The 21242-nt window shown below is 68.4% G+C and carries 25 protein-coding genes; 11 read left to right on the top strand and 14 right to left on the bottom strand.

Annotated features, from left to right (window positions below; genetic code table 11):
* Positions 1–56: 56 nt before the first annotated feature.
* Positions 57–1022 (top strand): DUF72 domain-containing protein, encoded by a 966-nt coding sequence (locus tag ACAM58_RS17830; RefSeq protein ID WP_369663165.1) that lies wholly within the window; start codon positions 57–59, stop codon positions 1020–1022.
* Positions 1023–1042: 20 nt separating this feature from the next.
* On the opposite strand, the gene ACAM58_RS17825 is transcribed toward ACAM58_RS17830, so the two are convergent.
* From ACAM58_RS17825 to ACAM58_RS17795, 7 genes are all read right to left on the bottom strand, one after another.
* A complete protein-coding gene (locus tag ACAM58_RS17825; protein WP_018905539.1) occupies positions 1043–1810 on the bottom strand; it encodes an amino acid ABC transporter ATP-binding protein in 768 nt (255 codons plus the stop codon).
* The gene (locus ACAM58_RS17820) at positions 1794–2447 is read right to left on the bottom strand and encodes an amino acid ABC transporter permease (protein ID WP_369663164.1); all 654 of its coding nucleotides are present in this window, start codon (positions 2445–2447) and stop codon (positions 1794–1796) included. The genes ACAM58_RS17825 and ACAM58_RS17820 overlap by 17 nt, the downstream gene beginning before the upstream one ends.
* A gap of 18 nt (positions 2448–2465) precedes the next feature.
* Entirely contained in the window at positions 2466–3122 is a 657-nt protein-coding gene (locus ACAM58_RS17815; protein ID WP_015866447.1) for an amino acid ABC transporter permease, read from the bottom strand.
* Between the two features lie 35 nt (positions 3123–3157).
* On the bottom strand, positions 3158–3958 hold the full coding sequence (locus ACAM58_RS17810; RefSeq protein WP_307596246.1) for a transporter substrate-binding domain-containing protein: 801 nt from the start codon (positions 3956–3958) through the stop codon (positions 3158–3160).
* A complete protein-coding gene (locus ACAM58_RS17805) occupies positions 3955–4737 on the bottom strand; it encodes a GntR family transcriptional regulator (RefSeq protein WP_369663163.1) in 783 nt (260 codons plus the stop codon). Before ACAM58_RS17805 ends, ACAM58_RS17810 begins: the two co-directional genes overlap by 4 nt.
* 412 nt (positions 4738–5149) lie before the next feature.
* Entirely contained in the window at positions 5150–6130 is a 981-nt protein-coding gene (locus ACAM58_RS17800) for a Bug family tripartite tricarboxylate transporter substrate binding protein (protein WP_369663162.1), read from the bottom strand.
* Between the two features lie 47 nt (positions 6131–6177).
* The gene (locus ACAM58_RS17795; RefSeq protein ID WP_369663161.1) at positions 6178–6618 is read right to left on the bottom strand and encodes an OsmC family protein; all 441 of its coding nucleotides are present in this window, start codon (positions 6616–6618) and stop codon (positions 6178–6180) included.
* Positions 6619–6853: 235 nt separating this feature from the next.
* Here ACAM58_RS17795 and ACAM58_RS17790 point away from each other — a divergent pair, with 235 nt between their 5' ends.
* On the top strand, positions 6854–8551 hold the full coding sequence (locus tag ACAM58_RS17790; protein ID WP_369663160.1) for a long-chain fatty acid--CoA ligase: 1698 nt from the start codon (positions 6854–6856) through the stop codon (positions 8549–8551).
* Between the two features lie 76 nt (positions 8552–8627).
* Entirely contained in the window at positions 8628–9161 is a 534-nt protein-coding gene (locus ACAM58_RS17785) for a thermonuclease family protein (protein ID WP_278875802.1), read from the top strand.
* Positions 9162–9163: 2 nt separating this feature from the next.
* On the opposite strand, the gene ACAM58_RS17780 is transcribed toward ACAM58_RS17785, so the two are convergent.
* Positions 9164–10510 carry an NAD(P)/FAD-dependent oxidoreductase gene (locus ACAM58_RS17780; RefSeq protein WP_015866440.1) on the bottom strand — a complete coding sequence of 449 codons (1347 nt, stop codon included), beginning with the start codon at positions 10508–10510 and terminating at the stop codon, positions 9164–9166.
* Between the two features lie 180 nt (positions 10511–10690).
* Between ACAM58_RS17780 and egtB the strand changes: the two genes are divergently transcribed.
* Both egtB and egtD read left to right on the top strand, forming a co-directional pair.
* The gene (egtB, locus tag ACAM58_RS17775) at positions 10691–11947 is read left to right on the top strand and encodes an ergothioneine biosynthesis protein EgtB (RefSeq protein ID WP_369663159.1); all 1257 of its coding nucleotides are present in this window, start codon (positions 10691–10693) and stop codon (positions 11945–11947) included.
* A gap of 3 nt (positions 11948–11950) precedes the next feature.
* Positions 11951–12970 carry an L-histidine N(alpha)-methyltransferase gene (gene egtD, locus ACAM58_RS17770; protein ID WP_369663158.1) on the top strand — a complete coding sequence of 340 codons (1020 nt, stop codon included), beginning with the start codon at positions 11951–11953 and terminating at the stop codon, positions 12968–12970.
* Between the two features lie 595 nt (positions 12971–13565).
* On the opposite strand, the gene ACAM58_RS17765 is transcribed toward egtD, so the two are convergent.
* A complete protein-coding gene (locus tag ACAM58_RS17765) occupies positions 13566–14717 on the bottom strand; it encodes an IS481 family transposase (protein ID WP_369663157.1) in 1152 nt (383 codons plus the stop codon).
* Between the two features lie 283 nt (positions 14718–15000).
* Here ACAM58_RS17765 and ACAM58_RS17760 point away from each other — a divergent pair, with 283 nt between their 5' ends.
* From ACAM58_RS17760 to ACAM58_RS17750, 3 genes are all read left to right on the top strand, one after another.
* Positions 15001–15285, top strand: a complete 285-nt coding sequence (locus tag ACAM58_RS17760; RefSeq protein ID WP_015866436.1) for a DUF427 domain-containing protein — start codon at positions 15001–15003, stop codon at positions 15283–15285.
* Complete coding sequence (locus tag ACAM58_RS17755) at positions 15282–16034, top strand: 2OG-Fe dioxygenase family protein (RefSeq protein WP_018906259.1); 753 nt, start codon at positions 15282–15284, stop codon at positions 16032–16034. The genes ACAM58_RS17760 and ACAM58_RS17755 overlap by 4 nt, the downstream gene beginning before the upstream one ends.
* A 106-nt stretch (positions 16035–16140) precedes the next feature.
* Positions 16141–16584 (top strand): universal stress protein, encoded by a 444-nt coding sequence (locus ACAM58_RS17750; protein ID WP_015866434.1) that lies wholly within the window; start codon positions 16141–16143, stop codon positions 16582–16584.
* Here the strand turns inward: ACAM58_RS17750 and ACAM58_RS17745 are convergent.
* Positions 16568–17245: an RluA family pseudouridine synthase gene (locus ACAM58_RS17745; RefSeq protein WP_369663156.1), complete on the bottom strand. Its 678-nt coding sequence runs from the start codon at positions 17243–17245 to the stop codon at positions 16568–16570. The two genes, ACAM58_RS17750 and ACAM58_RS17745, sit on opposite strands and share 17 nt — an antisense overlap.
* A 98-nt stretch (positions 17246–17343) precedes the next feature.
* On the opposite strand from ACAM58_RS17745, the gene ACAM58_RS17740 reads away from it, so the two are divergent.
* Entirely contained in the window at positions 17344–18615 is a 1272-nt protein-coding gene (locus tag ACAM58_RS17740) for an MFS transporter (protein ID WP_369663155.1), read from the top strand.
* Between the two features lie 18 nt (positions 18616–18633).
* On the opposite strand, the gene ACAM58_RS17735 is transcribed toward ACAM58_RS17740, so the two are convergent.
* The 3 genes from ACAM58_RS17735 to ACAM58_RS17725 are packed head-to-tail and all read right to left on the bottom strand — an operon-like array spanning position 18634 to position 19357.
* Positions 18634–18915, bottom strand: a complete 282-nt coding sequence (locus ACAM58_RS17735) for a 2Fe-2S iron-sulfur cluster-binding protein (RefSeq protein WP_062366255.1) — start codon at positions 18913–18915, stop codon at positions 18634–18636.
* Positions 18912–19211 carry a VF530 family DNA-binding protein gene (locus ACAM58_RS17730; RefSeq protein WP_028256208.1) on the bottom strand — a complete coding sequence of 100 codons (300 nt, stop codon included), beginning with the start codon at positions 19209–19211 and terminating at the stop codon, positions 18912–18914. Before ACAM58_RS17730 ends, ACAM58_RS17735 begins: the two co-directional genes overlap by 4 nt.
* A complete protein-coding gene (locus ACAM58_RS17725) occupies positions 19208–19357 on the bottom strand; it encodes a hypothetical protein (protein WP_369663154.1) in 150 nt (49 codons plus the stop codon). Before ACAM58_RS17725 ends, ACAM58_RS17730 begins: the two co-directional genes overlap by 4 nt.
* Before the next feature lie 93 nt (positions 19358–19450).
* Here ACAM58_RS17725 and ACAM58_RS17720 point away from each other — a divergent pair, with 93 nt between their 5' ends.
* Positions 19451–19969, top strand: coding sequence for a GNAT family N-acetyltransferase (locus ACAM58_RS17720; protein ID WP_018906264.1), 519 nt, complete (start codon positions 19451–19453; stop codon positions 19967–19969).
* 99 nt (positions 19970–20068) lie between these two features.
* A complete protein-coding gene (locus tag ACAM58_RS17715) occupies positions 20069–20977 on the top strand; it encodes a DUF808 domain-containing protein (protein ID WP_307591928.1) in 909 nt (302 codons plus the stop codon).
* Between the two features lie 33 nt (positions 20978–21010).
* Here ACAM58_RS17715 and ACAM58_RS17710 read toward each other — a convergent pair whose 3' ends face one another.
* Entirely contained in the window at positions 21011–21214 is a 204-nt protein-coding gene (locus ACAM58_RS17710; RefSeq protein ID WP_015866426.1) for a hypothetical protein, read from the bottom strand.
* Positions 21215–21242 lie beyond the last annotated feature (28 nt).

Raw genomic sequence — 21242 nt, 5'->3', positions numbered from 1 at the left:
CGCGGCGCCGCCGCCCGGCACGCCACGGTCGAGGCTACGGAACAAAAAGACCAACGATGCAGGGCACGACGCGAATCGGAATTTCTGGCTGGCGCTATGCGCCATGGCGCGGCCGCTTCTATCCCAAGGGGCTCCCGCAGCGGCTCGAGCTCGACTTTGCATCGCGCATGCTGCCCACCATCGAGATCAACGGCTCGTTCTATTCACTGCAGCGCCCCGTGTCCTACCAGGCATGGCACGACGCGACGCCCGAGGATTTCGTGTTTGCGGTGAAGGGGCCGCGCTACATCACCCACAACCTGCGGCTCAAGGAACCGCGCGCCGCACTGGCCAACTTCTTTGCCTCGGGCGTGTTTGCGCTGGGCGCCAAGCTCGGGCCCATCCTCTGGCAGCTGCCGCCGTCCTTCGCCTACGACGCCGATCGCCTCGAGGAATTCCTGGCGCTGCTGCCCAGGGACGGCCGCTCCGCCCTCAAGCTCGCGCGGCAGCACAACGAGAAGCTCAGCGACGAGCGTGCGTTGCTGAAGGCGCCCGCAAAGCTGCGCATCCGGCATGCGGTGGAAGTGCGCCATGCGAGCTTCGCGAATGCAGACTTCATCGCGATGCTGCGCCGCCATGGCGTCGCGCTGGTGGTGGCCGACACGGCGGGGCGCTGGCCGCTGCTCGAAGACCTGTGCGCCGACTTCGTCTACATGCGGCTGCACGGAGACAAGGAGCTCTACGCGAGCGGCTACGACGATGCCGCGCTCGACCGCTGGGCCGAGCGCATCGACGCCTGGCGACATGGACGGCAGGTGAAGGATGCAAGGCTGGCCGTGCCTTCGCGCCGGCTCTCCGGCCGCAAGGGGCGCGACATGTTCTGCTACTTCGACAACGACGTCAAGGTGCACGCGCCCTACGACGCCGCGCACCTGGCGGCCCGGCTCGGCGTGGCCACCGGGCTGGGGGAGGACGACAACTTCGAAGCGCCGCCGGACATGGCCGTGCGAAAGCCGGCGCGTGCGCGCTCCGGCCGCACGTAGCGCGGCGCCCGCGTACCGCTTCAGTCGTGCAGCGACGAGAGAAACTGCTTCAGCTCGGCCGTCTGCGGATTGCCGAAGATGTCGGCCGGCGGCCCCATCTCGTGCACGCGGCCCTGGTGCATGAAGATGACGCGGTCGCTCACCTTGCGCGCAAAGCTCATCTCATGCGTGACCATCAGGAGCGTGATGCCTTCGTCGGCCAGCGACTCCACCACGCGCAGCACCTCGCCCACCAGCTCGGGGTCGAGCGCCGAGGTGATCTCGTCGCACAGCAGCACGGCCGGCTCCATTGCCAGCGCGCGGGCGATGGCCACGCGCTGCTGCTGGCCGCCCGAGAGCTGCTCGGGCATAGCGTCGAATTTTTCGGCCAGGCCCACGCGTTCGAGCAGCTTGCGCGCCTGCGAAGCCGCCTCCATGCCGCTGCGCTTCTTCACCAGCGTGGGTGCGAGCATCACGTTCTTGCCGACCGTGAGATGCGGAAACAGGTTGAAGCTCTGGAAGATCATGCCCACGCGCTGGCGCAGCTCGCGCATGGCCATGGCGCTCTCGTGCAGCAGGGGCTTGCCATCGACCGTGAGCGAGCCTTCCTGGAACACCTCGAGCCCGTTGATGCAGCGCAGCAGCGTGCTCTTGCCCGAGCCGCTCTTGCCGATGATGGCGATGACTTCGCCGCGCTTCACCTCGAGGTCGATGCCCTTGAGCACCTCGTTGGCGCCATACGACTTGCGCAGCGCGGTCACGCGCACGATCGGCGCGGCAAAGGTCTGGGATTCAAGCACGGCGGCCATGAGATTTCCTCTCGAGATTCTTGGCGTACAGGCTTACCGGGAAGCACAGCACGAAATAAAGCAGCGCCACGCAGCTGAACACCACGAAGGGCTGGAAGGTGGCGTTCGAAATCATGCTGCCGGCCTTGGTGAGCTCGACAAAACCGATCACCGAGGCGAGCGCCGTGCCCTTGATCACCTGCACCAGGAAGCCCACCGTCGGCGCGATCGCGATCTTCACCGCCTGCGGCAGGATCACGTGGCGCATCTGCTCGCTGAAGCTCAGCGCCAGGCTGCCCGAGGCCTCCCACTGGCCCTTGGGAATGGCGGCCACGCAGCCGCGCCAGATCTCGGTGAGGAAGGCGCTGGTGTAGAGCGTGAGCGCCACGCTGGCCGCGGTCCACGCCGACACGTCGATGCCGAACAGCGCAATGCCGAAGTAGGCGAGGAACAGCTGCATCAGCAGCGGCGTGCCCTGGAACAGCTGCACGTAGAGGCCGACGGCGCGGCCCGTGGCGCTGCCGCCGCGCAGCCGCAGGAACAGCAGCAGGGCGCCCACCAGCCCGCCGCCAATGAAGGCGATGAGCGAGAGCACGACGGTCCAGCGCAGCGCCATCAGCAGGTTGCGCAGGATGTCCCAGAGAGAAAAATCGACCATGGTGGTGGCGTCCTGCGTTCAGCGGCCGAAGAAGAATCTTGGCCCGGCCCAGTTGAGCAGCCTGCGCAGCGCAACGGCCAGCGCCAGGTAGAGCAGCGTGGCGACGATGAAGGCCTCGAAGGCGCGGAAGTTGCGGCTCTGGATGAGGTTGGCCGCGTAGCTCAGCTCCTCGGTGGAGATCTGCCCGCACACGGCCGAGCCCAGCATCACGATGATGATCTGGCTCACCATGGCGGGCCACACCTTCTTGAGCGCCGGCGGCAGCACCACGCGGGTGAACACCTGCACCTTGTCGAGCGCCAGGCTCACGGCCGCCTCGATCTGTCCCTTGGGCGTGGCCTCGATGCCGGCGCGGATGATCTCGGTGGAATAGGCCCCGAGGTTCATCACCATCGCAATGATCGATGCCACCTCCGGCGTGAGCTTGACGCCCGCCGCGGGCAGCCCGAAGAAGATGAAGAACAGCTGCACGATGAAGGGCGTGTTGCGGATCAGCTCCACATAGCTGCCGACCACCCAGCGCAGCCACGCCGGCCCGCTGGCGCGCGCCCAGGCGCAGGCCACGCCCACGGCCATGCCGATGACGGTGGCGATGGCCGTCAGGCCGACCGTCCACGCGATGCCCTTGGCGAGCAGCCGCCAGTCGACGAGAACAGCACCGAAGTCGAATTCCATGGCCGCGCCTTTGTTCGGGGTTCAGCGAGCGAGGCTCAGACCGGCAGGTCGCCGGCGGCCTTGCCGAGCCACTTCTTCGACATGGCGTCGAGCGTGCCGTCCTTCTTGGCGGCCGCGATGATCTCGTTGACCTTGGTCTTCAAAGCGGTTTCGCCCTTGGCCACGCCGACGAAGCAGGGGCTGTCCTTCAGCAGCAGCTTGAACTCGGCGCTCACCTTCGGATTCTTGGCGAGCATGTCGCCGGCAACCGCCGCGCTGGTGGCCAGGGTCTGCGTCTGGCCGGCCACGAAGGCCGCGATGGTGGCGTTGTTGTCCTCGAAGCGGCGGTAGTCGACGTTCGGCGGCGCCACCTTGTTCAGTTCCTGGTCTTCCATCGCGCCGCGCGTCACAGCAACGGTCTTGCCGGCCATGTCGGCAAAGCTCGTGAGCTTCATGCTCTTGGAGGCATACACGGCCTGGAAGAAGGGCGCGTAGGCGGCGGAGAAGTCGATCACCTTCTCGCGCTCGGGGTTCTTGCCGAGCGTGGAGATCACGAGGTCGGCCTTGCGCGTCTGCAGGTAGGGAATGCGGTTGGCGCTGGTCACGGGCACCAGCTCGACCTTCACGCCGAGCTTGGCGGCGATCAGCTCGGCCATTTCCACGTCCAGGCCCTGGGGCTTCATGTTCCTGTCGACCGAGCCGTAGGGCGGATAGTCGGTGGGCACGGCGATCTTGATGGTCTTGGCCTTCAGCACGTTGTCCAGCGCGTTCTGGGCCTGGGCCGTACCTGCCGCCGCCAGCATGGCAACGGATGCAAGCGCGAGCGAGAGATGGCGTTTGGACGAAGAGAAAGTCATAGCAGGGCTCCTAGGTAAGTCGATGAATCGGTGTCGTCGGGGGAGGGCGCGGCGGCCTTGCGCCGCCGGGGAACGGCCGCGGCGGTTTTCTTGTTCTTCTGCTGCAGCGGCGCCAGCGCGTCGCGCAGCTGCGCGAGCGGATCGGTCGGCGCCTGCACGCGCAGCGCCGACTGCACCGTGCCGATGTGCGCGGCCATCAGCGCCTCGGCGGCGGCGTGGTCGCCCCGCTCGAGGGCGGAAACGATCTGCACATGGTCCTCGCAGGACTGCACGGCGTCGTGCGTGGACTGGTAGAGCATGGCGATCAGCGTGGTGCGCGCGGTGAAGTCGCGCAGCGTGTCGGCCAAGAGCGTGTTGCCCAGGCATTCGGCCAGGCACACGTGGAAGTCGCCGAGCAGGAAGCTGCGGTTGCCGACGTCGCTCTCTTTCAGTGCGGCCTTTTCACGCTGCAGGTGCGCCTTCAGCTGGCGCAGCGCGGCCTTGTCGATCTTGCCGGTGCTGCCCGTGCTGCGGATCAGGCCGAGCTCGATGACGCGCCGGGCCTCGAAGGCTTCGCGCGCCTCATCCTGCGAGGGCTCGATCACGAACCAGCCGCGCCGCGCACTCACCGTGACGATGCCGCGCGCCGCCAGCCGGGTGAGCGCCTCGCGCACGATGGTGCGGCTGCAGTCGAACAGCATGGCCAGCGGCTGCTCGCCCAGGCGCGAGCCCGGCGCGAGCTTCTGCGCCATCACCGCCTCGACGATGCGTGCACTGATTTCGGATGCGGATGTAGACATTGGCATGCATACCAGCAGCTTTTGTGCCAACTGGTATGCAAGCTATGTGCACCGAAATGGGCCGGCGCTGCGTGCCGGTGGTGCATGGCGCGGGGCTCAGGGTGCTGTTTTTCAAGGGCGCTGCTTTTCAAGGCGCTGCTGTTCAGGGCGCGCTCCCGCCGACGGGGTACCTTGCTCCGCGAATGTCCCCCGCCCTTCGGGCTCCTCCTTAATTTCGCTGCGCAAGGCACCCCATCAGCGGGTGCGTTATGCGCAGCGGTCGTTGATCAGCGATGCACAACGAGCGTGCCCTCGTGCACAGGGCATCGGGTGCTCCCCGCAGCGAAATAAAGGAGGAGCCGAAGGCGGGGGACATTCGCGGAGGGGAGTACCCGGTGGCCTGTGCACGCCGCCCTGAAACAAGAGCCAGCAATCAATCCATCCGCGCGCCCGAAGCCTTCACCGCCTTGTCCCAGCGCGGCGTCTCGGTGGCAAGAAAGCGCGCGAAGTCCTCGCTGCCCAGAAAGGCCGGGTCCGCCCCTTGGCTCACCATCCGGTCGCGCACCTCTGCGCTCGTCAGCACCTGCTTGAACGCGTCGCTGAGTTTGGCGACCACGTCCCTGGGCGTGTCCTTGGGTGCGAAGAAACCGTAGAAGCCCACCACCTCGAAGCCCTTGACGCCCGACTCGATCACCGTCGGCACATCCGGCAGCGCGGGGTTGCGCTCGCGGCTGGTCACGGCCAGTGCGCGCACCTTGCCCTGCTTGTGGTAGTTGGCCGCCTGCGGAATCGACTCGGCCATGAACTGCACCTGCCCGGCCATCAGGTCCGTGAAGGCCGGGGCGCTGCCGCGATACGGGATGTGCACCATGAAGATGCCGGTGGCGGTCTTGAACATCTCCGGCACCAGGTGGCTGATGCCGCCGTTGCCGGCCGAGCCGTAGTTGACCTGGCCGGGCCGCGCCTTGGCGTAGTCGATGAACTGCCGCAGGTTCTGCACCGGCAGCTTGGGCGTGACCAGCAGGGCCAGCGGCTGCATCGCGGTGCGTGCGATGGGCACGAAGTCGCGCTGCGTGTTGTAGGGCAGCTTGCTGTAGAGCGCGCCGTTGATCACGGCCACGCCGGTGTTGGCCAGCATCAGCGTGTAGCCGTCGGCCGGGCTCTTGGCGACCGCATCGGCGCCCACCGAACCGCCCGCGCCGGGCTTGTAGTCGACGATCAGCGGCTGGCCCAGCACCGCCTGCAGCTTGTCGGTCAGAAGGCGCGCATGCTGGTCGAGCGGGCCGCCCGCCGGAAAGCCGATGACGAGCTTGATCGGCTTGTCGGGGTAGGCGGCCATGGCGGCGCCGCCGAGGCCGAAAGACGCGATCGAAAACAAAGCCGCCACGAGGGCGGTGCGGGCTGGGCGGGTCATGGATCGTCTCCTCTTTTCTTCAAGTGGAGACGATCATAAGCAGCGGTTCAAGCGGCGAGCGTCGCCTTCAGCGTGATTTCCGGCACGCTGGCCAGCGCCTTCGACAGCGGGCAGCCGGCCTTGGCGGCGGCCGCGATCTGCTGGAACTTCGCTTCCTCCAGCTTGGGCACGGCGGCGTCGAGCTCGAGTGCGATGCGGTCGATCTTGAAGCCTTCGCCGTCCTTGGCCAGCCGCACCGCGGCCTTGGTGTCGATGCGGGTGGCGGTGAAGCCCTCTTTCTCCAGCGCGAAGGCAAAGGCCATCGTGAAGCAGGCCGCATGGGCCGCGCCGACGATCTCCTCGGGGTTGGTGCCGCGCTTGTCGTCCTCGAAGCGGCTGGCGAAGCCGTAGGGATAGTCCTTGAGGGCGCCGGTCTCGGTGCTGACCTGGCCCTTGCCGGTCTTGCCGGCGCCTTCCCAGTGAACGCTTGCGTGCTTGTCTGCTGCCATGAAAACTCTCCTTCGGTCGGGGTGACGGGTGGTGGGAGACGCAGGTATCGCGCGGAACGCCGCGCTTGTCTGTAGTCGCAGGGCGCATGCGAAGAAGATCGCGAAGATCGAGCAATGCGCGCAGGGCGTCGCCAAGGTGACGCGTCCGGGGGCTTCCCCGATGGGAGCGGCGCGCGGCTCGGCTTAGGCTGCGGCCTGTCTTCTTTCTCTCCCTCTCCCTCCGCCCGCCTTGACCATGCAACCACGCCCGCACCACAAGTTCTGGCCCAAGCGCCTGCCGCATTCGATCACCGTCCCCGCCACCTCGCTGTGGCACAACCTCGCAACCTCGGCGGCGCGCTATCCGGACAAGGCCGCGCTGGTCTTCTTCGGCCGGGTGCTGAGCTACCGCGGCTTCGCGGACCAGGTCGAGCGGCTGGCCGGCACGCTGCATGCCCTGGGCGTGAAGCGCGGCGACCGCGTGGTGCTGGACATGCAGAACTGCCCGCAACTGGTGGTCGCTCATTTCGCGATCCTGCGCGCCAATGCGGTGGTGGTGCCCGTCAACCCGATGAACCGGGCCGAGGAGCTCAAGCACTACATCGTCGACCCCGACGCCAAGGTGGCCATCACCACCGGCGACCTGGCCGGCGAGCTTGCCAAGGCCAGCAACGCGCTGCCGCCCGCGCAGCAGCTGGCCCACATGATCGTGACCCAGTTCACCGACGCCTTCGACGCCGATGTGAGCGGCGACGACGCGCCGGCGCCGGCCTGGAAGGAGTGGCTCGCCACGCGCCATCCGCTGCCCGAGCTCGCGGGCGGCAAGGCCATGGCCTGGACCGACGCACTGGCCGCGGGCCATGCCGCGCCCGAGCATGTGGTGGGCGCCAACGACATGGCGCTGCTGCCCTACACCAGCGGCACCACCGGCCTGCCCAAGGGCTGCGTGCACCACCATTCGAGCCTCATGCACAACGCGGTGGCCGGCCAGCTCTGGGGCCAGGCCACCTCGGAAGCGGTGGTGCTGGCGGTGGTGCCCATGTTCCACATCACGGGCGTGGTGAGCATGATGCACACCTCCATCCTCGCGGCGGCCACGCTGGTCATCATGCCGCGCTGGGACCGCGAGGTGGCGGGCCGGCTCATCTCGCGCTGGAAGGTCACGAGCTGGACCAACATCCCCACCATGGTGATCGACCTCATGGCCAGCCCCAACTTCGCGAGCTACGACCTGTCGAGCATCACGCACATCGGCGGCGGCGGCGCGGCCATGCCGCAGGCCGTGGCGCAGCGCCTCTTCGAGCAGTACGGCCTCAAGTACCAGGAGGGCTACGGCCTCACCGAAACCGCCGCGCCCTCGCACACCAACCCGTCGGACCATCCCAAGCAGCAGTGCCTGGGCATTCCGTTCATGAGCACCGATGCGCGCGTGGTCGACCCCGACACGCTGGCCGAAATGCCCATCGGCGAATCGGGCGAGATCATCATCCACGGGCCCGAGGTGTTCCAGGGCTACTGGAAGCGCCCCGACGCCACCCAGGCGGCCTTCGTCGAGTTCGAGGGCAAGCGCTTCTTCCGCTCGGGCGACATGGGCCGCATGGACGAGGACGGCTACTTCTTCATGACCGACCGCCTGAAGCGCATGATCAACGCGAGCGGCTTCAAGGTGTGGCCGGCCGAGGTCGAGCTGCTGATGTTCCGCCATCCCGCGATCCAGGAGGCCTGCGTCATTTCCACGCGGGACGACTACCGCGGCGAATCGGTCAAGGCGGTGGTGGTGCTGCGCGCCACGCACAAGGACACTACCGAGCAGCAGATCATCGACTGGTGCCGCGAGAACATGGCGGTCTACAAGATCCCGCGCAAGGTGCAGTTCGTCGACGCGCTGCCCAAGAGCGGCAGCGGCAAGGTGATGTGGCGGCTGCTGCAGGAAGACGAGAACGGCGCGCGGTAACAGCGGGTTCGCGGCCGGGGCGCGGCGCATTTCGCGCCGAGAATCCGGGGCTTCGACCGCCCGATCTTCCCCGCCCATGCGCCTGCGCTTTCCGTTCGCCGTTTGTCTTGCGTTGCTGCTGCTGCTGCCGCTGCTGTCGCAGGCCGCTTCTTCGTCCCGCACCTGCCTGGTGGTCGGCATCAGCGACGGCGACACGCTCACCGCGCGCTGCGGGCGCCTCGGTGCCTACGAGGAGGTCAAGGTGCGCATTGCCGCCATCGACGCACCTGAGCGCGCGCAGCCCTACGGCCAGCGCAGCAGGCAGGCGCTGAGCCGCATCTGCTATTTCGAGCAGGCGGTCATCACCGAGCGCGACACCGACCGCTACGGCCGCACCGTGGCCGACGTGCGCTGCAACGGCGAGGACGCGGGCACCCGCATGGTGGCCGAAGGCTGGGCCTGGGTGTACGACTTCAACGGCATCGCCACGCGCCGCGGCGGCGAACTGTTCAAGCTGCAGGACAGCGCGCGTGCGCAGCGGCTCGGGCTGTGGGCCGGCGCCAGGCCGCAGCCGCCCTGGGAATGGCGGCGCCGCCAGCGCGAGGACCACCCGGACCGCTTCCTGTTCTGAGCCTACGACTCGCTCTTGCCCCGCACGTCCGCCACCACGCGCGCATTGCGCTGGAAGCTCCAGTAGGCGCTGGCCCAGTCCATCAGCACCACGATGCGGTTGCGGAACCCGATCAGGAAGTACGCGTGCGCGAACAGCCAGAACAGCCACGCGAGCCGGCCGCTGAAGCGCAGCGGTCCCAAGGGCGTTTCCAGGTCGACCACCGCCGAATTGCGGCCGATGGTGGCCAGGTTGCCGTAGTCCCGGTAGCGGAAAGGCACGGTCGGCACGCCCGCGATGCGGCGAAGAATGTTGGCGGCCGCCGCGCGGCCCATCTGCTTGGCGCCGGGTGACACGCCGGGCACCGGCTTGGGCGGCTTGCCGGGGGCGTAGCTCAGGGCCGCGGCCAGGTCGCCCACCACGCTGATCTCGGGATGGCCCGGCAGGCTCAGGTCGGGCTCGACCTTGATGCGGCCCGCGCGGTCGCATTCGGCGCCGGTCGCCTCGCCCAGCATGCGTCCGAGCGGCGATGCCGCCACGCCTGCCGCCCACACCACGCAGCTGCTGTCGATGCGGTAGCTGGTGGCCGGAGCGCCGCTGGCACCGCCGCCGGCTTCCACTTCGAGGCCGGTGGCGTCGATGGCGGTCACGCGTGCATTGAGCCGCACCTCGACGCCCAGCCGCTGGAGCTGCTCCAGCGCCTTCTGGCTCAGGCTCTCGGGCATGGCCTGCAGCACGCGCGGCCCGCCCTCGACGAGCAGCACCTGTGCGCTCCCCGGGTCGATGCGGCGGAATTCGCCGGAGAGCGTGTGCTTGGCGATCTCGGCCAGCGTGCCGGCCATCTCGACCCCCGTGGGGCCGGCGCCGATCACCACGAAGGTGAGCAGGGCGCGGCGGCGCTCGGGGTCGGTGGCGGTTTCGGCCGCCTCGTAGGACATCAGCACGCGGCGGCGGATCTCGAAGGCGTCCGACAGCGTCTTGAGGCCCGGCGCCAGGGGCGCCCATTCGTCATGGCCGAAATAGCTGTGGGCCGCGCCGGCCGCGACCACCAGGTGGTCGTAGCTCACCAGGCTGCCGTTGGCCAGCCGGAGCGCGCGCGCGGCCGGATCGATGGCGCTCACTTCGCCGAGCAGCGTGGTGATGCGCGGCTGCGCGCGGAACAGGGCCCGCACCGGCGCCGCGATCGACGGCGCGGCCAGTCCGGCGGTCGCCACCTGGTAGAGCAGCGGCTGGAACAGGTGGTGGTTGGTCTTTTCGATCACCGTCACGTCCACGTCGGCGCGTTCGAGCCGGCGGGCGGCTTCGAGTCCGCCGAATCCGCAGCCGACGATGACGACATGGGGGCGGGCGGAGGCGTTGGTCGTTTGCATCGAACAGATGATACGCAGCCGCCCTGCACGCCGGCCGATCTTGTGCCAAAGTGGCTCCCCCCACCGATGGTTGCCTGTGCCTCCCCCCCGGCCCACGGCGTGCCAAGGGCGCGAACTTGTCCTACGCGCCTTTGCAACGGCCATCGGCTACAAATTGCGGTTGACCCGACTGGAGACACCATGACGCTTTCCCGGCCGATCACCCAGGCGGCGAGCGCGCTGCGCGGCAAGTTCCGCGAAGTGCGCGCCGCCAGCCTGGCACTCGCCGCGCCGCTCTCCGCCGAAGACCAGTGCATCCAGTCGATGCCCGACGCGAGCCCGACCAAATGGCATCTCGCGCACACGACCTGGTTCTTCGAGACCGTGCTGCTCCAGCCGCATGCGGTGGGCTACCGGCCTTTCGACGAGCGGTTCCATTACCTCTTCAACTCGTACTACGAAGCGCTCGGCCCGCGCCATCCGCGCCCGCAGCGGGGGCTGCTCACGCGCCCTTCCGTGGACGAGGTGCATGCCTACCGCGCCCATGTCGACGAGGCGGTGCTCGCGCTGCTCGACGGCGCCGACGGCGAGCGCGATTGGGCGGCCATCGAGCCCATCGTCACGCTCGGGCTGCACCACGAACAGCAGCACCAGGAGCTGCTGCTCACCGACATCCTGCATGCCTTGTCATGCAACCCGCTGTTGCCCGCCTACCGGCCCGCGGCGGGGCCCGCGCTGCGGCTGGCTGCCGTGCCGCCGGCCATGCGCTGGCTGCCGCAGCCCGGCGGCATGGTGCAGGTGGGCCACGAGGGGCCGCAGCAGGGCTTTGCCTTCGACAACGAAACGCCGCGCCATGCGGCCCTGCTGCAACCCTATGCCATGGCCGACCGGCTGGTGAGCTGCGGCGACTATGCGCAGTTCATTGCCGACGGCGGCTACCAGCGCCCCGAGCTCTGGCTCTCCGACGGCTGGGCGGCGGTGCAGGCGCAGGGCTGGCGCCATCCCGCCTACTGGCTGGCCGCCGACGACCCGCGGCTGCAGGCCCAGCAGCCGCAGGGCGGCTGGCAGGTGTTCGGCCTGCATGGCGTGCGGCCGATGGAGGCCGATGCACCCGTGTCGCAGCTGAGCTTCTACGAGGCCGCCGCGTATGCCGAATGGGCCGGTGCGCGCCTGCCGACCGAATTCGAATGGGAAGCGGCCTTCGATGCGCCCGGCATCTCGCAGATGACCGGCCACGTCTGGCAGTGGACGCGCTCCTCCTACGACCCGTATCCCGGCTTCAGGCCCATGCCCGGCATCGCGGCCGAATACAACGGCAAGTTCATGGTGGGCCAACTGGTGCTGCGTGGCGGCAGCGTGGCGACGCCGGCCGGGCACACGCGGCCCAGCTACCGCAATTTCTTTCCGCCGGCGGCGCGCTGGCAGTTCTCGGGGCTGCGGCTCGCGAAAGACATCTGAATCATGCGCAATCCAAGCTCCTCGTCCTCCTTTTCGTTTGCCGCCGCCCAGCCGCAGCAGCGCCAGCCTGTCGCGCCTGCCGCCGCGGAAAAAAATGCGGCGCTGCTCTCCGAGTTCGGCCGCGAGATGCAGGCGGGCCTCGCGCGCAGGCCGCGCAGCATTTCGCCCAAGTATTTTTACGACGCCGCGGGTTCGCAGCTGTTCGACCGCATCTGCGAGCTGTCCGAGTACTACCCCACGCGCACCGAGCTGCGCATTCTTGGCGAATGCGCGGGCGAGATCGCCGCGCAGGTGGGCCCGGGCGCCGAGATCGTCGAGTTCGGCGCCGGCTCGCTCACCAAGGTGCGGCTGCTGCTCGATGCGCTCGAGGCGCCCAGGCGCTACCTGCCGATCGACATTTCCGGCGAGCACCTGGCGGCCGCCGCCGAGCGGCTCAGGGCCGACTACCCGCAGCTGGCGGTGCAGCCGATCGCGGCGGACTACACCATGCCGCTGGTGCTGCCCGCGCCGCTCGCCGGTGCGGGCAAGCGCGTGGGTTTTTTCCCCGGCTCGACGATCGGAAATTTCGAGCCCGACGAGGCACTGGCGTTCCTGCAACTCGCGGCGCGCATGCTGCGCGGCGGCGGCCTGCTGATCGGCGTCGACCTGGTGAAGGACCCGGCCCGCCTGCATGCCGCCTACAACGATGCGCAGGGCGTGACCGCGGCCTTCAACCTCAACCTGCTGCGGCGCGCCAATGCCGAGCTCGACGCGAACTTCGATCTCGAGGGCTTTGCGCACGCGGCGTTCTACAACGCGCCGAAGCAGCGCATCGAGATGCACCTGGTCAGCCGGCGGGACCAGATCGTTTCACTGAACGGCGAGCGGTTTGCGTTCGAGGAAGGGGAGACCATCCACACCGAGTACTCGCACAAATTCACCGTGGAAGGGTTGCGGGCGCTGGCGGTGAAGGCGGGGTTCCGGCCGGGGGCGGTGTGGACGGATCCGGAGAGGCTCTTCAGCGTGCATTGGCTGGGGGCTTGAATTGTTTTGAGTTTCGGGGCCGGGTCTCGCCCCGGCGGGCGACTCACTTTCTTTTGCTTCGCCAAAAGAAAGTAAGCAAAGAAAAGGCGACCCTACTGTCTGCGACCCTTCGCTTCGCTGCGGGCAACCTGCGGTGCTCGATTCCGGCGGGGGTCCGCAGAACTCGCTTCGCTCAAACAGCTGCGGCCCTGATCCCGCCTCCATCTGCGCTCCTCGGCGCATACAGAAGGGGTGGGAGCGGGCGGCCTTCGCTTCGCTCGGCCCCAATACCAAGAGCCCAACTCAATACCAACCACCGCGGCGCTGCGCGCCGCAGTGGCTTGGTGGCCGAGCGAAGCAAAGGCCCGTGTGGTTCGCCCTCCCCTCTGTATGCGCCGAGGAGCGGAGTGTTTCGCGGATCAGGGCTCGCCCTTGTTTGAGCGAAGCGAGTTTGGGCGAGACCCCGCGAAACGCGAGCACCGCAGGTTGCCCGCAGCGAAGCGAAGGGACGCAGACAGTGGGGTCGCCTTTCTTTTGCCTACGTTTCTTTGGCGAAGTGTATGGACCGGGGACCTGGGTAACAGGTGTGCGGGGACATAGTAAACACCTTGGGCGCTCAGTTTGAGGTGGCGGGATTGCGCAGATCCAGCCGTAAGAAGCGGTGATGGCAGAAGAAGGCGTCGAAGCAGCCATCTACCTTGGGGTCCGGTCGCATCGCCACGGGCAGCCTGTGCAAGGCACTGGACAGGCGCAGCTTGCGCCCCTGGAAGTGCACCCAGCCGTTCCAGCCCACCGTCAGCACCCGGTCATCAGGGCCATATTCGATCGGCGCCAGCACGGCAGGCAGGGCCCGAGGGCTCACCTGATAGCGCGCTGCGGGTGTTTGCATGCCCAGCGCCTCGTGCGGGCGCTCGTGGTTGTACACGCCGCGCCAGTGCTCGAACGCGTCCTGGGCCTGAGCCAGGTCCAAGAAGCTGCGCCCATTGAGCACCTCGGCCTTGAGCGAACGGTGGAAGCGCTCCAGCTTGCCATTGGTCTGCGGGTGGTAAGGCGCGCTGTGGCTGATGCGAATGCCCAGGCGAATGAGCCACACGCTCAGTGCCGACAGCCCGTGCTCAGCCTTGGCGGGACTGCCCCAAGGGGCGCCGTTGTCGGCGTTGATGCGTACGGGCAAGCCGTAGCGCAGGAACACCCGCTGCAGATGATCCTGCACGCGGGCGGTGTTCGTCTGGGAGCACGCAGCGATCGTCAGGTTGAAGCGCGAGTGGTCGTCAATCACCGTCAGCGGATGGCAGCGCCCCGCACCCGTCCCGAAGTGGCCCTTGAAATCGATTTGCCACAGGGCATTGGGCAGCTCGTGCTCGAAACGCTGCCAATGCTCGGCCGCCTGGCTGGCTTCAGGGGTGATCAGTCCGTGGCGATGCAGGATGCCGGTGATGGTGCTGGGTGCGGGCACGCCGCTGAAGCCCAGATCGCTCAGGCGCTGGGCGATCTTGCGGCCACCCCAGCGGGGGTGCTGGCGGCGCAGTTCGATGACAGCTTGCTCGATCGCAGCGCTGCTGCGCCCAGGACTGTGGTGCGGTCGGGTGCTGCGCGGCTTGCATGCATCGCCCATGCCTTGGAGCGCATGGCGGCGCAGCAGCGCATAGCCCGTCTTGGGGCTGATGCCAAAGCGCCGGCACAGTTCGCGGCGGTTGGCCCCTTCTTGCAAGGCCAATTCCAGGAATTCGCGTTTGGTGTCCATCAGGTCTCTCGGTTGCCAGGGCATGGGCCACTTCCTCGGTCGTCTCGACCTCAAAAGTGTTTCCTATGTCCCCGCACACCTGTTACCCAGGTCCCCGGTCCATACAGCGAAGCAAAGAAAAGTAGGTCGCCCGCCGGGGCGAGACCCGGCCCCGAAACTCAAACAAGCCCAGGAACCCAAAACATATAGCCGGCATACCGCCCCCATGGATTCGCCCCCCAAAAGCAACGGGCACAATATCCCTTCCCCGCGCGCCACCGCATCCGCCAACTGCGCCCCGCGCCCCCCGCCCCTTGGAGTGCAAGACATGAAAGCAACCTGGAACGGCGTCACCATCGCCGAAAGCGACGACACCGTGCTCGTCGAAGGCAACCACTATTTCCCGATGAGCTCGCTCAATCGCGACCACGTGACCTTCAGCAACCACAAGACCACCTGCCCCTGGAAGGGCACGGCCAGCTACTACTCGCTGCTGGTCAACGGCGAGCTCCACACCGACGCTGCCTGGTACTACGCCGACCCGAAGCCCGAGGCCGAGGAAATCCGCGACCGCGTGGCGTTCTGGAAGGACGTGAAGGTCACCGCGTCGTGACCACGGCCGCGTTCGCTCCACCCTTCGTCCAGCCTGCCGAGCTGCAGGCCGCGCTGCGCGAGCAAGGCTATGCCGTGCTGAGCCCGCAGGGCGTGAGCGACTGGCTGGGTGTGCCGCTTGCGCAGCTCGAAGCACTGCATGCCGACTGGAACGATCTCCCGCCGGACGAATACCTGAAGGACGGCGGCCGCTATCGCACACGGCGCCACGCCTGCTTCACGGTCGAAGGCGATTCGATCGTGCAGGCGCCGCACCGCGCGCACTGGCAGCCGGTCGAATACAACGCGCTGCATGGCGGCATGCAGCGCTGGTTCGCGCCCATGCACGAAGCCACGGTGGCGCAGCCGGCCTGGCAGCGCCTGCTGCAGCGCCTGGGCGAAGCCGCGAGCGGCATGCGCGGCGCGGCGGCGGCGCAGCCGTGGTTCGTCGAGGCGCACCAGTTCCGCATCGACACCGCGGGCGGCATCGGCCGGCCCACGCCTGAAGGCGCGCACCGCGACGGCGTCGACCTGGTGGCGGTGGCGCTGGTCGGGCGCAGCGGCATCAAGGGCGGCGAGACGCGCGTGTTCGAAGCCAGCGGCCGCCGCGGCGAGCGCTTCACCATGACCGAGCCCTGGACGCTGCTCCTGCTCGACGACGCGCGCGTGATCCACGAGTCCACGCCGATCCAGCCGCTCGAGGAGGGCGGCGCCGGCTGGCGCGACACACTCGTCGTCACCTGCCGCGCCGGGGCTTTCCAGGGGGATTGATCCCGCTGGCTTGAGTCCTACAGCCACTGCCCGGCGCAGAGGTTAAATTCGGGGCCGGCTCGGTTGCGAGCCGCGCCTGTCCGCGAACGAAAAAGTGAGGTCCGCCATGTTCAATCACATCCTGGTTCCGATCGACGGCTCCGAAACTTCCATGCTCGCGGTCAGCAAGGCCAGCGGCCTGGCGCTGGCGTTCGGAAGCCGCATCACGTTGATCCACGTGATCGACAACTATCCCTTCATCGGCGTGGGTGCGGACTATGCGCTGGGCCAGAACGAATACCTGGCCGCAGCCACCGCGAGCGCGAATGCGGCGCTCGCCCGCGGCGTGGCGGCGCTCGCCGCCGAGGGCCTGCACAGCGACCAGCGCGTGATCGACGGCCACGTGGTGCACGAAGGCATCGTCGACACCGCCATCGCCATTGCGGCCGACCTGATCGTGATGGGCTCGCACGGGCGCAGCGGCATCGAGAAGCTGCTGCTGGGCAGCGTCACGCAGCGCGTGCTGCAGGACGCGCCCATGCCGGTGCTCGTGGTCAAGGGCGGGCTGTAAGGCGAGAGAAATCGAAGCCGGACGGGCTCTGCAGGCAAAGGCTCTGCTGCGTGACCGGGTGCACGAAGCCCAGTTCGCTGGCATGCAGCAGCAGGCGCGGCGCACGTGCCTGGACATCGGCGCTGCCGTAGAGCGCGTCTCCCAGAATCGGATGGCCGATCGACAGCAGGTGCACGCGCAACTGATGCGAGCGCCCCGAGAGCGGCTCCAGCAGCAGGTGCGAGGCCCGCGTCTTTCCATCCGGCGCTGAAGACGAAGACGACAGCGCACGCCAGCGCGTGAGGCTCGGCTTGCCGGCCGGGTCCACCTTCTGCAGCGGGCGGTTGGGCCAGTCGGCCATGAGCGGCGCGTCGATGACCGACCATTCGTCCTGCACCGGCATCGCACCGTCCACGATGGCCTCGTAGCGCTTGTGCACGCGGCGCTCGGCAAAGGCGTCGCCGAGCGCACGCTGCATGGCCGCGCCGCGCGCCATCAGCACCAGCCCGCTGGTCGCCATGTCGAGCCGGTGCACGACCAGCGCATCGGGCCAGCGCCGCATGGCGCGCGCGCTCAGGCAGTCCTGCTTGTCTTCGCCGCGCCCGGGCACGCAGAGCAGGCCGGCGGGCTTGTTCAGCACCAGCAGGTGGGCGTCTTCGTGGATGAGGTCGATGTCCGGCATGAGTAGCCCGGAGTGTAGAGAGCAGAGCCCGCGCTCGCTGCTGCACCTTGGCGCTGCGCTCATGCGAAGCTCATGAAGCCTCGGCTATCCTCGAACAGATGTCCGGCCCTGCCTCTCCTCCCGCCTCCGCTCCCGTTTCCCCGGGCTTCACCGAACTCCGGCGCGAGCGAGCGTTCATGCAGATGTGGGTGGCACGGCTCTTCGGCACCGCGGCCTCGCAGATGCTGCTGGTGGCCATCGGCTGGCACATGTACGAACTCACCGGCAGCGCCTGGGACCTCGGGCTGGTGGGCCTCTACCAGTTCGTGCCGGCCTTGCTGCTCGCGCTGCTGGCCGGCCATGTGGTCGACCGCCACCACCGCGGCCGCATCGTGGCGGCCTGCTTTGCGGTGCAGGGGCTGGTGGCGCTGGTGCTGCTGCTCGCGGTGGTGCAGCGCTTCGACACGCGCGGCCTGCTGCTGGGCCTGTCGCTGGTGCTGGGCGCGGTGCGGGCCTTCCAGATGCCGGCGCAACAGGCGCTCACGCCGCTGCTGGTGCCGCCCGCGATGCTGCCGCGCGCCATGGCTTTCAGCTCGGCCGGCATGCAGGGCGCGATCATCGGCGGGCCGGCGCTCGGCGGCCTGCTGTTCGTGGCCGGCATGGCGGTGGTGTACGGCGCCAGCGTGCTGTGCTTCGCGGTGGCCTGTGCGCTGGTGCTGCGGCTGCGCTATACCTACACCCCGGCCGCGCGCGAGCCGGTCACGCTGGCCACGGTGTTCGCGGGCGTCGATTTCATCTGGAAGCGCAAGCCGGTGCTCGGCGCCGTCTCGCTCGACCTCTTCGCGGTGCTGCTGGGCGGCGCGGTGGCGCTGCTGCCGATCTACGCCAAGGACATCCTGCACACGGGGCCCTGGGGGCTCGGCCTGCTGCGCGGTGCGCCCGCGGTGGGCGCGCTGGCGATGTCGATCGCCCTCACGCGCCGGCCCATCGAGCGCAACATCGGCCGCACGCTGCTGATGGCCGTCGGGCTCTTCGGGCTGTGCATGGTGGTGTTCGGCATTTCGCGCAGCTTCATCGTCTCGCTGATTGCGCTGGCCGTGTCCGGCGGGGCCGACATGGTCAACGTGGTGATCCGCCAGACCCTGGTCCAGCTCGAAACGCCTGACGCCATGCGCGGCCGGGTGAGCGCGGTCAATTCGATCTTCATCGGCGCCAGCAACCAGCTGGGCGAGTTCGAATCGGGCGCCACGGCGGCGCTGCTCGGGCCGGTGGGCTCGGTGGTGGTGGGCGGCGTGGGAACCATGATGGTGGCGCTGGGCTGGTTCAAGCTGTTCCCGTCGCTGGCGCAGCGCGACCGGCTGGTGGTCGCGATGCCCGCGGCGGCCAAGTAGGGCGCCGCGCCGCGGCCGTCAGAACACCGAAAACGCCTGGGGCGCATCGATCGTGAGGTCGCTCTGCGCCTCGGCCACGCAGGGCAGGATCCAGCCCTCGGCCTTTTCCTCGGCGCTCAGGCCGGGCCATTCGATGACGTGGCGGATGGAGCCCGCCACCAGCTGGCAGATGCAGGTGCGGCAGGTGCCGTTGCGGCAGGAGCTCGGCATTTCGATGCCGGCCGCCTCGGCCGATTTCAAGAGCGTGGTGCCGGCCTCGGCGTCGAAGCCGAGGCCCGACGGTTCGAGCCGGACCCTCATCGCTGCGGGGGCTGTTGTTGCTGCTGCTCGCGGCGCTGTTCGCGCAGCATGAAGAGATAGAGGCTTTCGACCTTCTCGCGCGCCCAGGGCGTCTTGCGCAGGAACTTGAGGCTGGAGCCCACGCTCGGGTCGATGGCGAAGCAGCGGATCGGAACGAGTTCGCCGAGCTGCTCCCAGCCGTAGTGGTCGGCCAGCGCCGTGACGATGGCCTCCAGCGTGAGCCCGTGCAGCGGGTTGCGGGGCTGGGCCGGCTTGGCGGGCGCCGGGGCCGGCCCGGCGGGGGCCTCGTCGGTCACTTGTTCTTGAGCTTGCCGCGCGGGATCACCGTCGTGGTGATCGTGCGGACGGGTTCGATGCCGCCGGTGCCCACCGGCTTGGGCGGCGAAGTGTCCTTCTTCGGTTTCTTGGCTTCCTTGTTTGCGCGCTGTTGACCCTTGGCCATATCGACTCCTTTTGATGCTGCGTATGCGGCGTAGTAGCGGGCAGTTTAGCGGTGCGGCGACAATACGCAGTTCCTTTTGATTTCCCCGCATCCATGTCAGATCACGAAGTTCGCCCCGCCACCATGCGCGACGCCAAGGCCGTCGCCGAAGTCCATGCCCTGGCCGCCAAGGCTGCCTACGAAGGCATCCTGCCCGAAGAAGAGCTGCGCGTGCTGGCGCCCGCCTCCCGCGAGGCCAAATGGCGCGAGGCCATCGAGTTCAGCGAGCCGCAGGTGCAGGTGGCGGTGCAGGACGGCGAGATCGTCGGCTTCGTCGGCTTCGACCGCTCGCGCGACCCCAAGACGCCGTCCACCACGGGCGAGATCTGGGCCCTGTACGTCAAGCCCGAGCATTGGGGCAAGGGCATCGGTGTCGCCCTGTGGGACGCCGCGCGCGAAGGCCTCGAGGAAGAGGGCTGCACCACGGTCACGGCCTGGGTGCCCATCCGCAACGACCGCGCCATGCGCTTCTTCGAGCTCGCCGGCTTCAAGCGCGAAATGAAGACCGCCAAGACCACCGCGCTGGGCACGGTGCGGGTCGAGGAAATCCGGCTCAAGCGCAGCGTTGCCTGACGCCTGAGCCCGGCGGCCGGCCGCGTACGGGTATTGCCGGCGCGCGCCGCGGTTGCGGCTAAGCTCGCCGCTTCTTTTTTTTCCACACCGACCCTTGCCATGGCCACCAGCCTGCTTCTGCTGCTCGACGACATCGCTACCGTCCTGGACGACGTCTCGGTCCTCACCAAGGTGGCCGCCAAGAAGACGGCCGGCGTGCTCGGCGACGACCTTGCGCTCAATGCGCAGCAGGTCTCGGGCGTCAAGGCCGACCGCGAGCTGCCGGTGGTCTGGGCGGTGTGCAAAGGCTCGTTCGTCAACAAGCTCATCCTGGTGCCCGCGGCGCTGGCCATCGGCACCTGGCTGCCCTGGCTGGTCACGCCGCTCCTGATGGTGGGCGGTGCCTTCCTGTGCTTCGAGGGCTTCGAGAAGCTCGCCCACAAGTTCCTGCACAGGCAGGCGCATGAGGCCGACACCGCGCGCCACGAGCGCGCCGTGGCCGACGAGGCCGTCGACGTGGTGGCGGCCGAGAAGGACAAGATCAAGGGCGCGGTGCGCACCGACTTCATTCTCTCGGCCGAGATCATCGCCATCACGCTGGGCACCGTGCAGGGCCAGTCCTTTCTCACGCAGCTCACCGTGCTGGCGGGCATTGCACTGGTCATGACCATCGGCGTCTATGGCCTGGTGGCCGGCATCGTGAAGCTCGACGACGCGGGCCTCTACCTGAGCCGGAAGGCGAGCAAGGCCGCGCAGGCCCTGGGCCGCGGCATTCTCGCGGCCGCGCCCTGGCTCATGAAGGCGCTGTCGGTGGCCGGCACCGCGGCCATGTTCCTGGTGGGCGGCGGCATCCTGGTGCACGGCGTGCCGGCCCTCGGCCATGCCGTCGAAGACTGGGCCCAGGCCACCGGCGGCGTGTTCGGCGCAATCGGGTCGATGGGGGTGAATGCGGGCATCGGCATCGTGGCGGGCGCCATCGTGCTGGCGTGCGTGGAAGTCGCCGGCAAGCTGCGCGGCAAGAAGGGCTGAGCCCTGCCGGCTGCGGGCCGGCCCGTTGCCGCGCTACTTGCCGCGCCGGACCAGCCCGACCACCACCAGCGCCACGCCCAGCACCAGCGCGAACCAGCCGACCAGGTAGGCGCCGGCCACCATCTCGAACCAGCGCGTGCCCTGCAGGAAGCGCGGCGCCAGCAGAACGGCGGCGCCGATCACGAGGCAGAGAATGCCGCGCTCGAGCGTGCGGAGTTGTCGTTTGGGTTGCGCCATGGCTTCTTCGTCTGGGGTGGTGGGTTGC

This window comes from Variovorax sp. V116, from assembly GCF_041154435.1.
GTDB lineage: Bacteria > Pseudomonadota > Gammaproteobacteria > Burkholderiales > Burkholderiaceae_C > Variovorax > Variovorax paradoxus.
The sequence above is the reverse complement of the archived record's forward strand: the minus strand, read 5'-3'. Positions and strand labels throughout refer to the sequence as shown.

Excerpts from the sequence above, each read along its gene's own strand:
- ACAM58_RS17830 (WP_369663165.1), top strand. The coding sequence starts at position 57 with ATGCAGGGCACGACGCGAATCGGAATTTCTGGCTGGCGCTATGCGCCA.
- ACAM58_RS17825 (WP_018905539.1), bottom strand. The coding sequence starts at position 1,810 with ATGGCCGCCGTGCTTGAATCCCAGACCTTTGCCGCGCCGATCGTGCGC.
- ACAM58_RS17820 (WP_369663164.1), bottom strand. The coding sequence starts at position 2,447 with ATGGTCGATTTTTCTCTCTGGGACATCCTGCGCAACCTGCTGATGGCG.
- ACAM58_RS17815 (WP_015866447.1), bottom strand. The coding sequence starts at position 3,122 with ATGGAATTCGACTTCGGTGCTGTTCTCGTCGACTGGCGGCTGCTCGCC.
- ACAM58_RS17810 (WP_307596246.1), bottom strand. The coding sequence starts at position 3,958 with ATGACTTTCTCTTCGTCCAAACGCCATCTCTCGCTCGCGCTTGCATCC.
- ACAM58_RS17805 (WP_369663163.1), bottom strand. The coding sequence starts at position 4,737 with ATGTCTACATCCGCATCCGAAATCAGTGCACGCATCGTCGAGGCGGTG.
- ACAM58_RS17800 (WP_369663162.1), bottom strand. The coding sequence starts at position 6,130 with ATGACCCGCCCAGCCCGCACCGCCCTCGTGGCGGCTTTGTTTTCGATC.
- ACAM58_RS17795 (WP_369663161.1), bottom strand. The coding sequence starts at position 6,618 with ATGGCAGCAGACAAGCACGCAAGCGTTCACTGGGAAGGCGCCGGCAAG.
- ACAM58_RS17790 (WP_369663160.1), top strand. The coding sequence starts at position 6,854 with ATGCAACCACGCCCGCACCACAAGTTCTGGCCCAAGCGCCTGCCGCAT.
- ACAM58_RS17785 (WP_278875802.1), top strand. The coding sequence starts at position 8,628 with ATGCGCCTGCGCTTTCCGTTCGCCGTTTGTCTTGCGTTGCTGCTGCTG.
- ACAM58_RS17780 (WP_015866440.1), bottom strand. The coding sequence starts at position 10,510 with ATGCAAACGACCAACGCCTCCGCCCGCCCCCATGTCGTCATCGTCGGC.
- egtB (WP_369663159.1), top strand. The coding sequence starts at position 10,691 with ATGACGCTTTCCCGGCCGATCACCCAGGCGGCGAGCGCGCTGCGCGGC.
- egtD (WP_369663158.1), top strand. The coding sequence starts at position 11,951 with ATGCGCAATCCAAGCTCCTCGTCCTCCTTTTCGTTTGCCGCCGCCCAG.
- ACAM58_RS17765 (WP_369663157.1), bottom strand. The coding sequence starts at position 14,717 with ATGCCCTGGCAACCGAGAGACCTGATGGACACCAAACGCGAATTCCTG.
- ACAM58_RS17760 (WP_015866436.1), top strand. The coding sequence starts at position 15,001 with ATGAAAGCAACCTGGAACGGCGTCACCATCGCCGAAAGCGACGACACC.
- ACAM58_RS17750 (WP_015866434.1), top strand. The coding sequence starts at position 16,141 with ATGTTCAATCACATCCTGGTTCCGATCGACGGCTCCGAAACTTCCATG.
- ACAM58_RS17745 (WP_369663156.1), bottom strand. The coding sequence starts at position 17,245 with ATGCCGGACATCGACCTCATCCACGAAGACGCCCACCTGCTGGTGCTG.
- ACAM58_RS17740 (WP_369663155.1), top strand. The coding sequence starts at position 17,344 with ATGTCCGGCCCTGCCTCTCCTCCCGCCTCCGCTCCCGTTTCCCCGGGC.
- ACAM58_RS17735 (WP_062366255.1), bottom strand. The coding sequence starts at position 18,915 with ATGAGGGTCCGGCTCGAACCGTCGGGCCTCGGCTTCGACGCCGAGGCC.
- ACAM58_RS17725 (WP_369663154.1), bottom strand. The coding sequence starts at position 19,357 with ATGGCCAAGGGTCAACAGCGCGCAAACAAGGAAGCCAAGAAACCGAAG.
- ACAM58_RS17720 (WP_018906264.1), top strand. The coding sequence starts at position 19,451 with ATGTCAGATCACGAAGTTCGCCCCGCCACCATGCGCGACGCCAAGGCC.
- ACAM58_RS17715 (WP_307591928.1), top strand. The coding sequence starts at position 20,069 with ATGGCCACCAGCCTGCTTCTGCTGCTCGACGACATCGCTACCGTCCTG.
- ACAM58_RS17710 (WP_015866426.1), bottom strand. The coding sequence starts at position 21,214 with ATGGCGCAACCCAAACGACAACTCCGCACGCTCGAGCGCGGCATTCTC.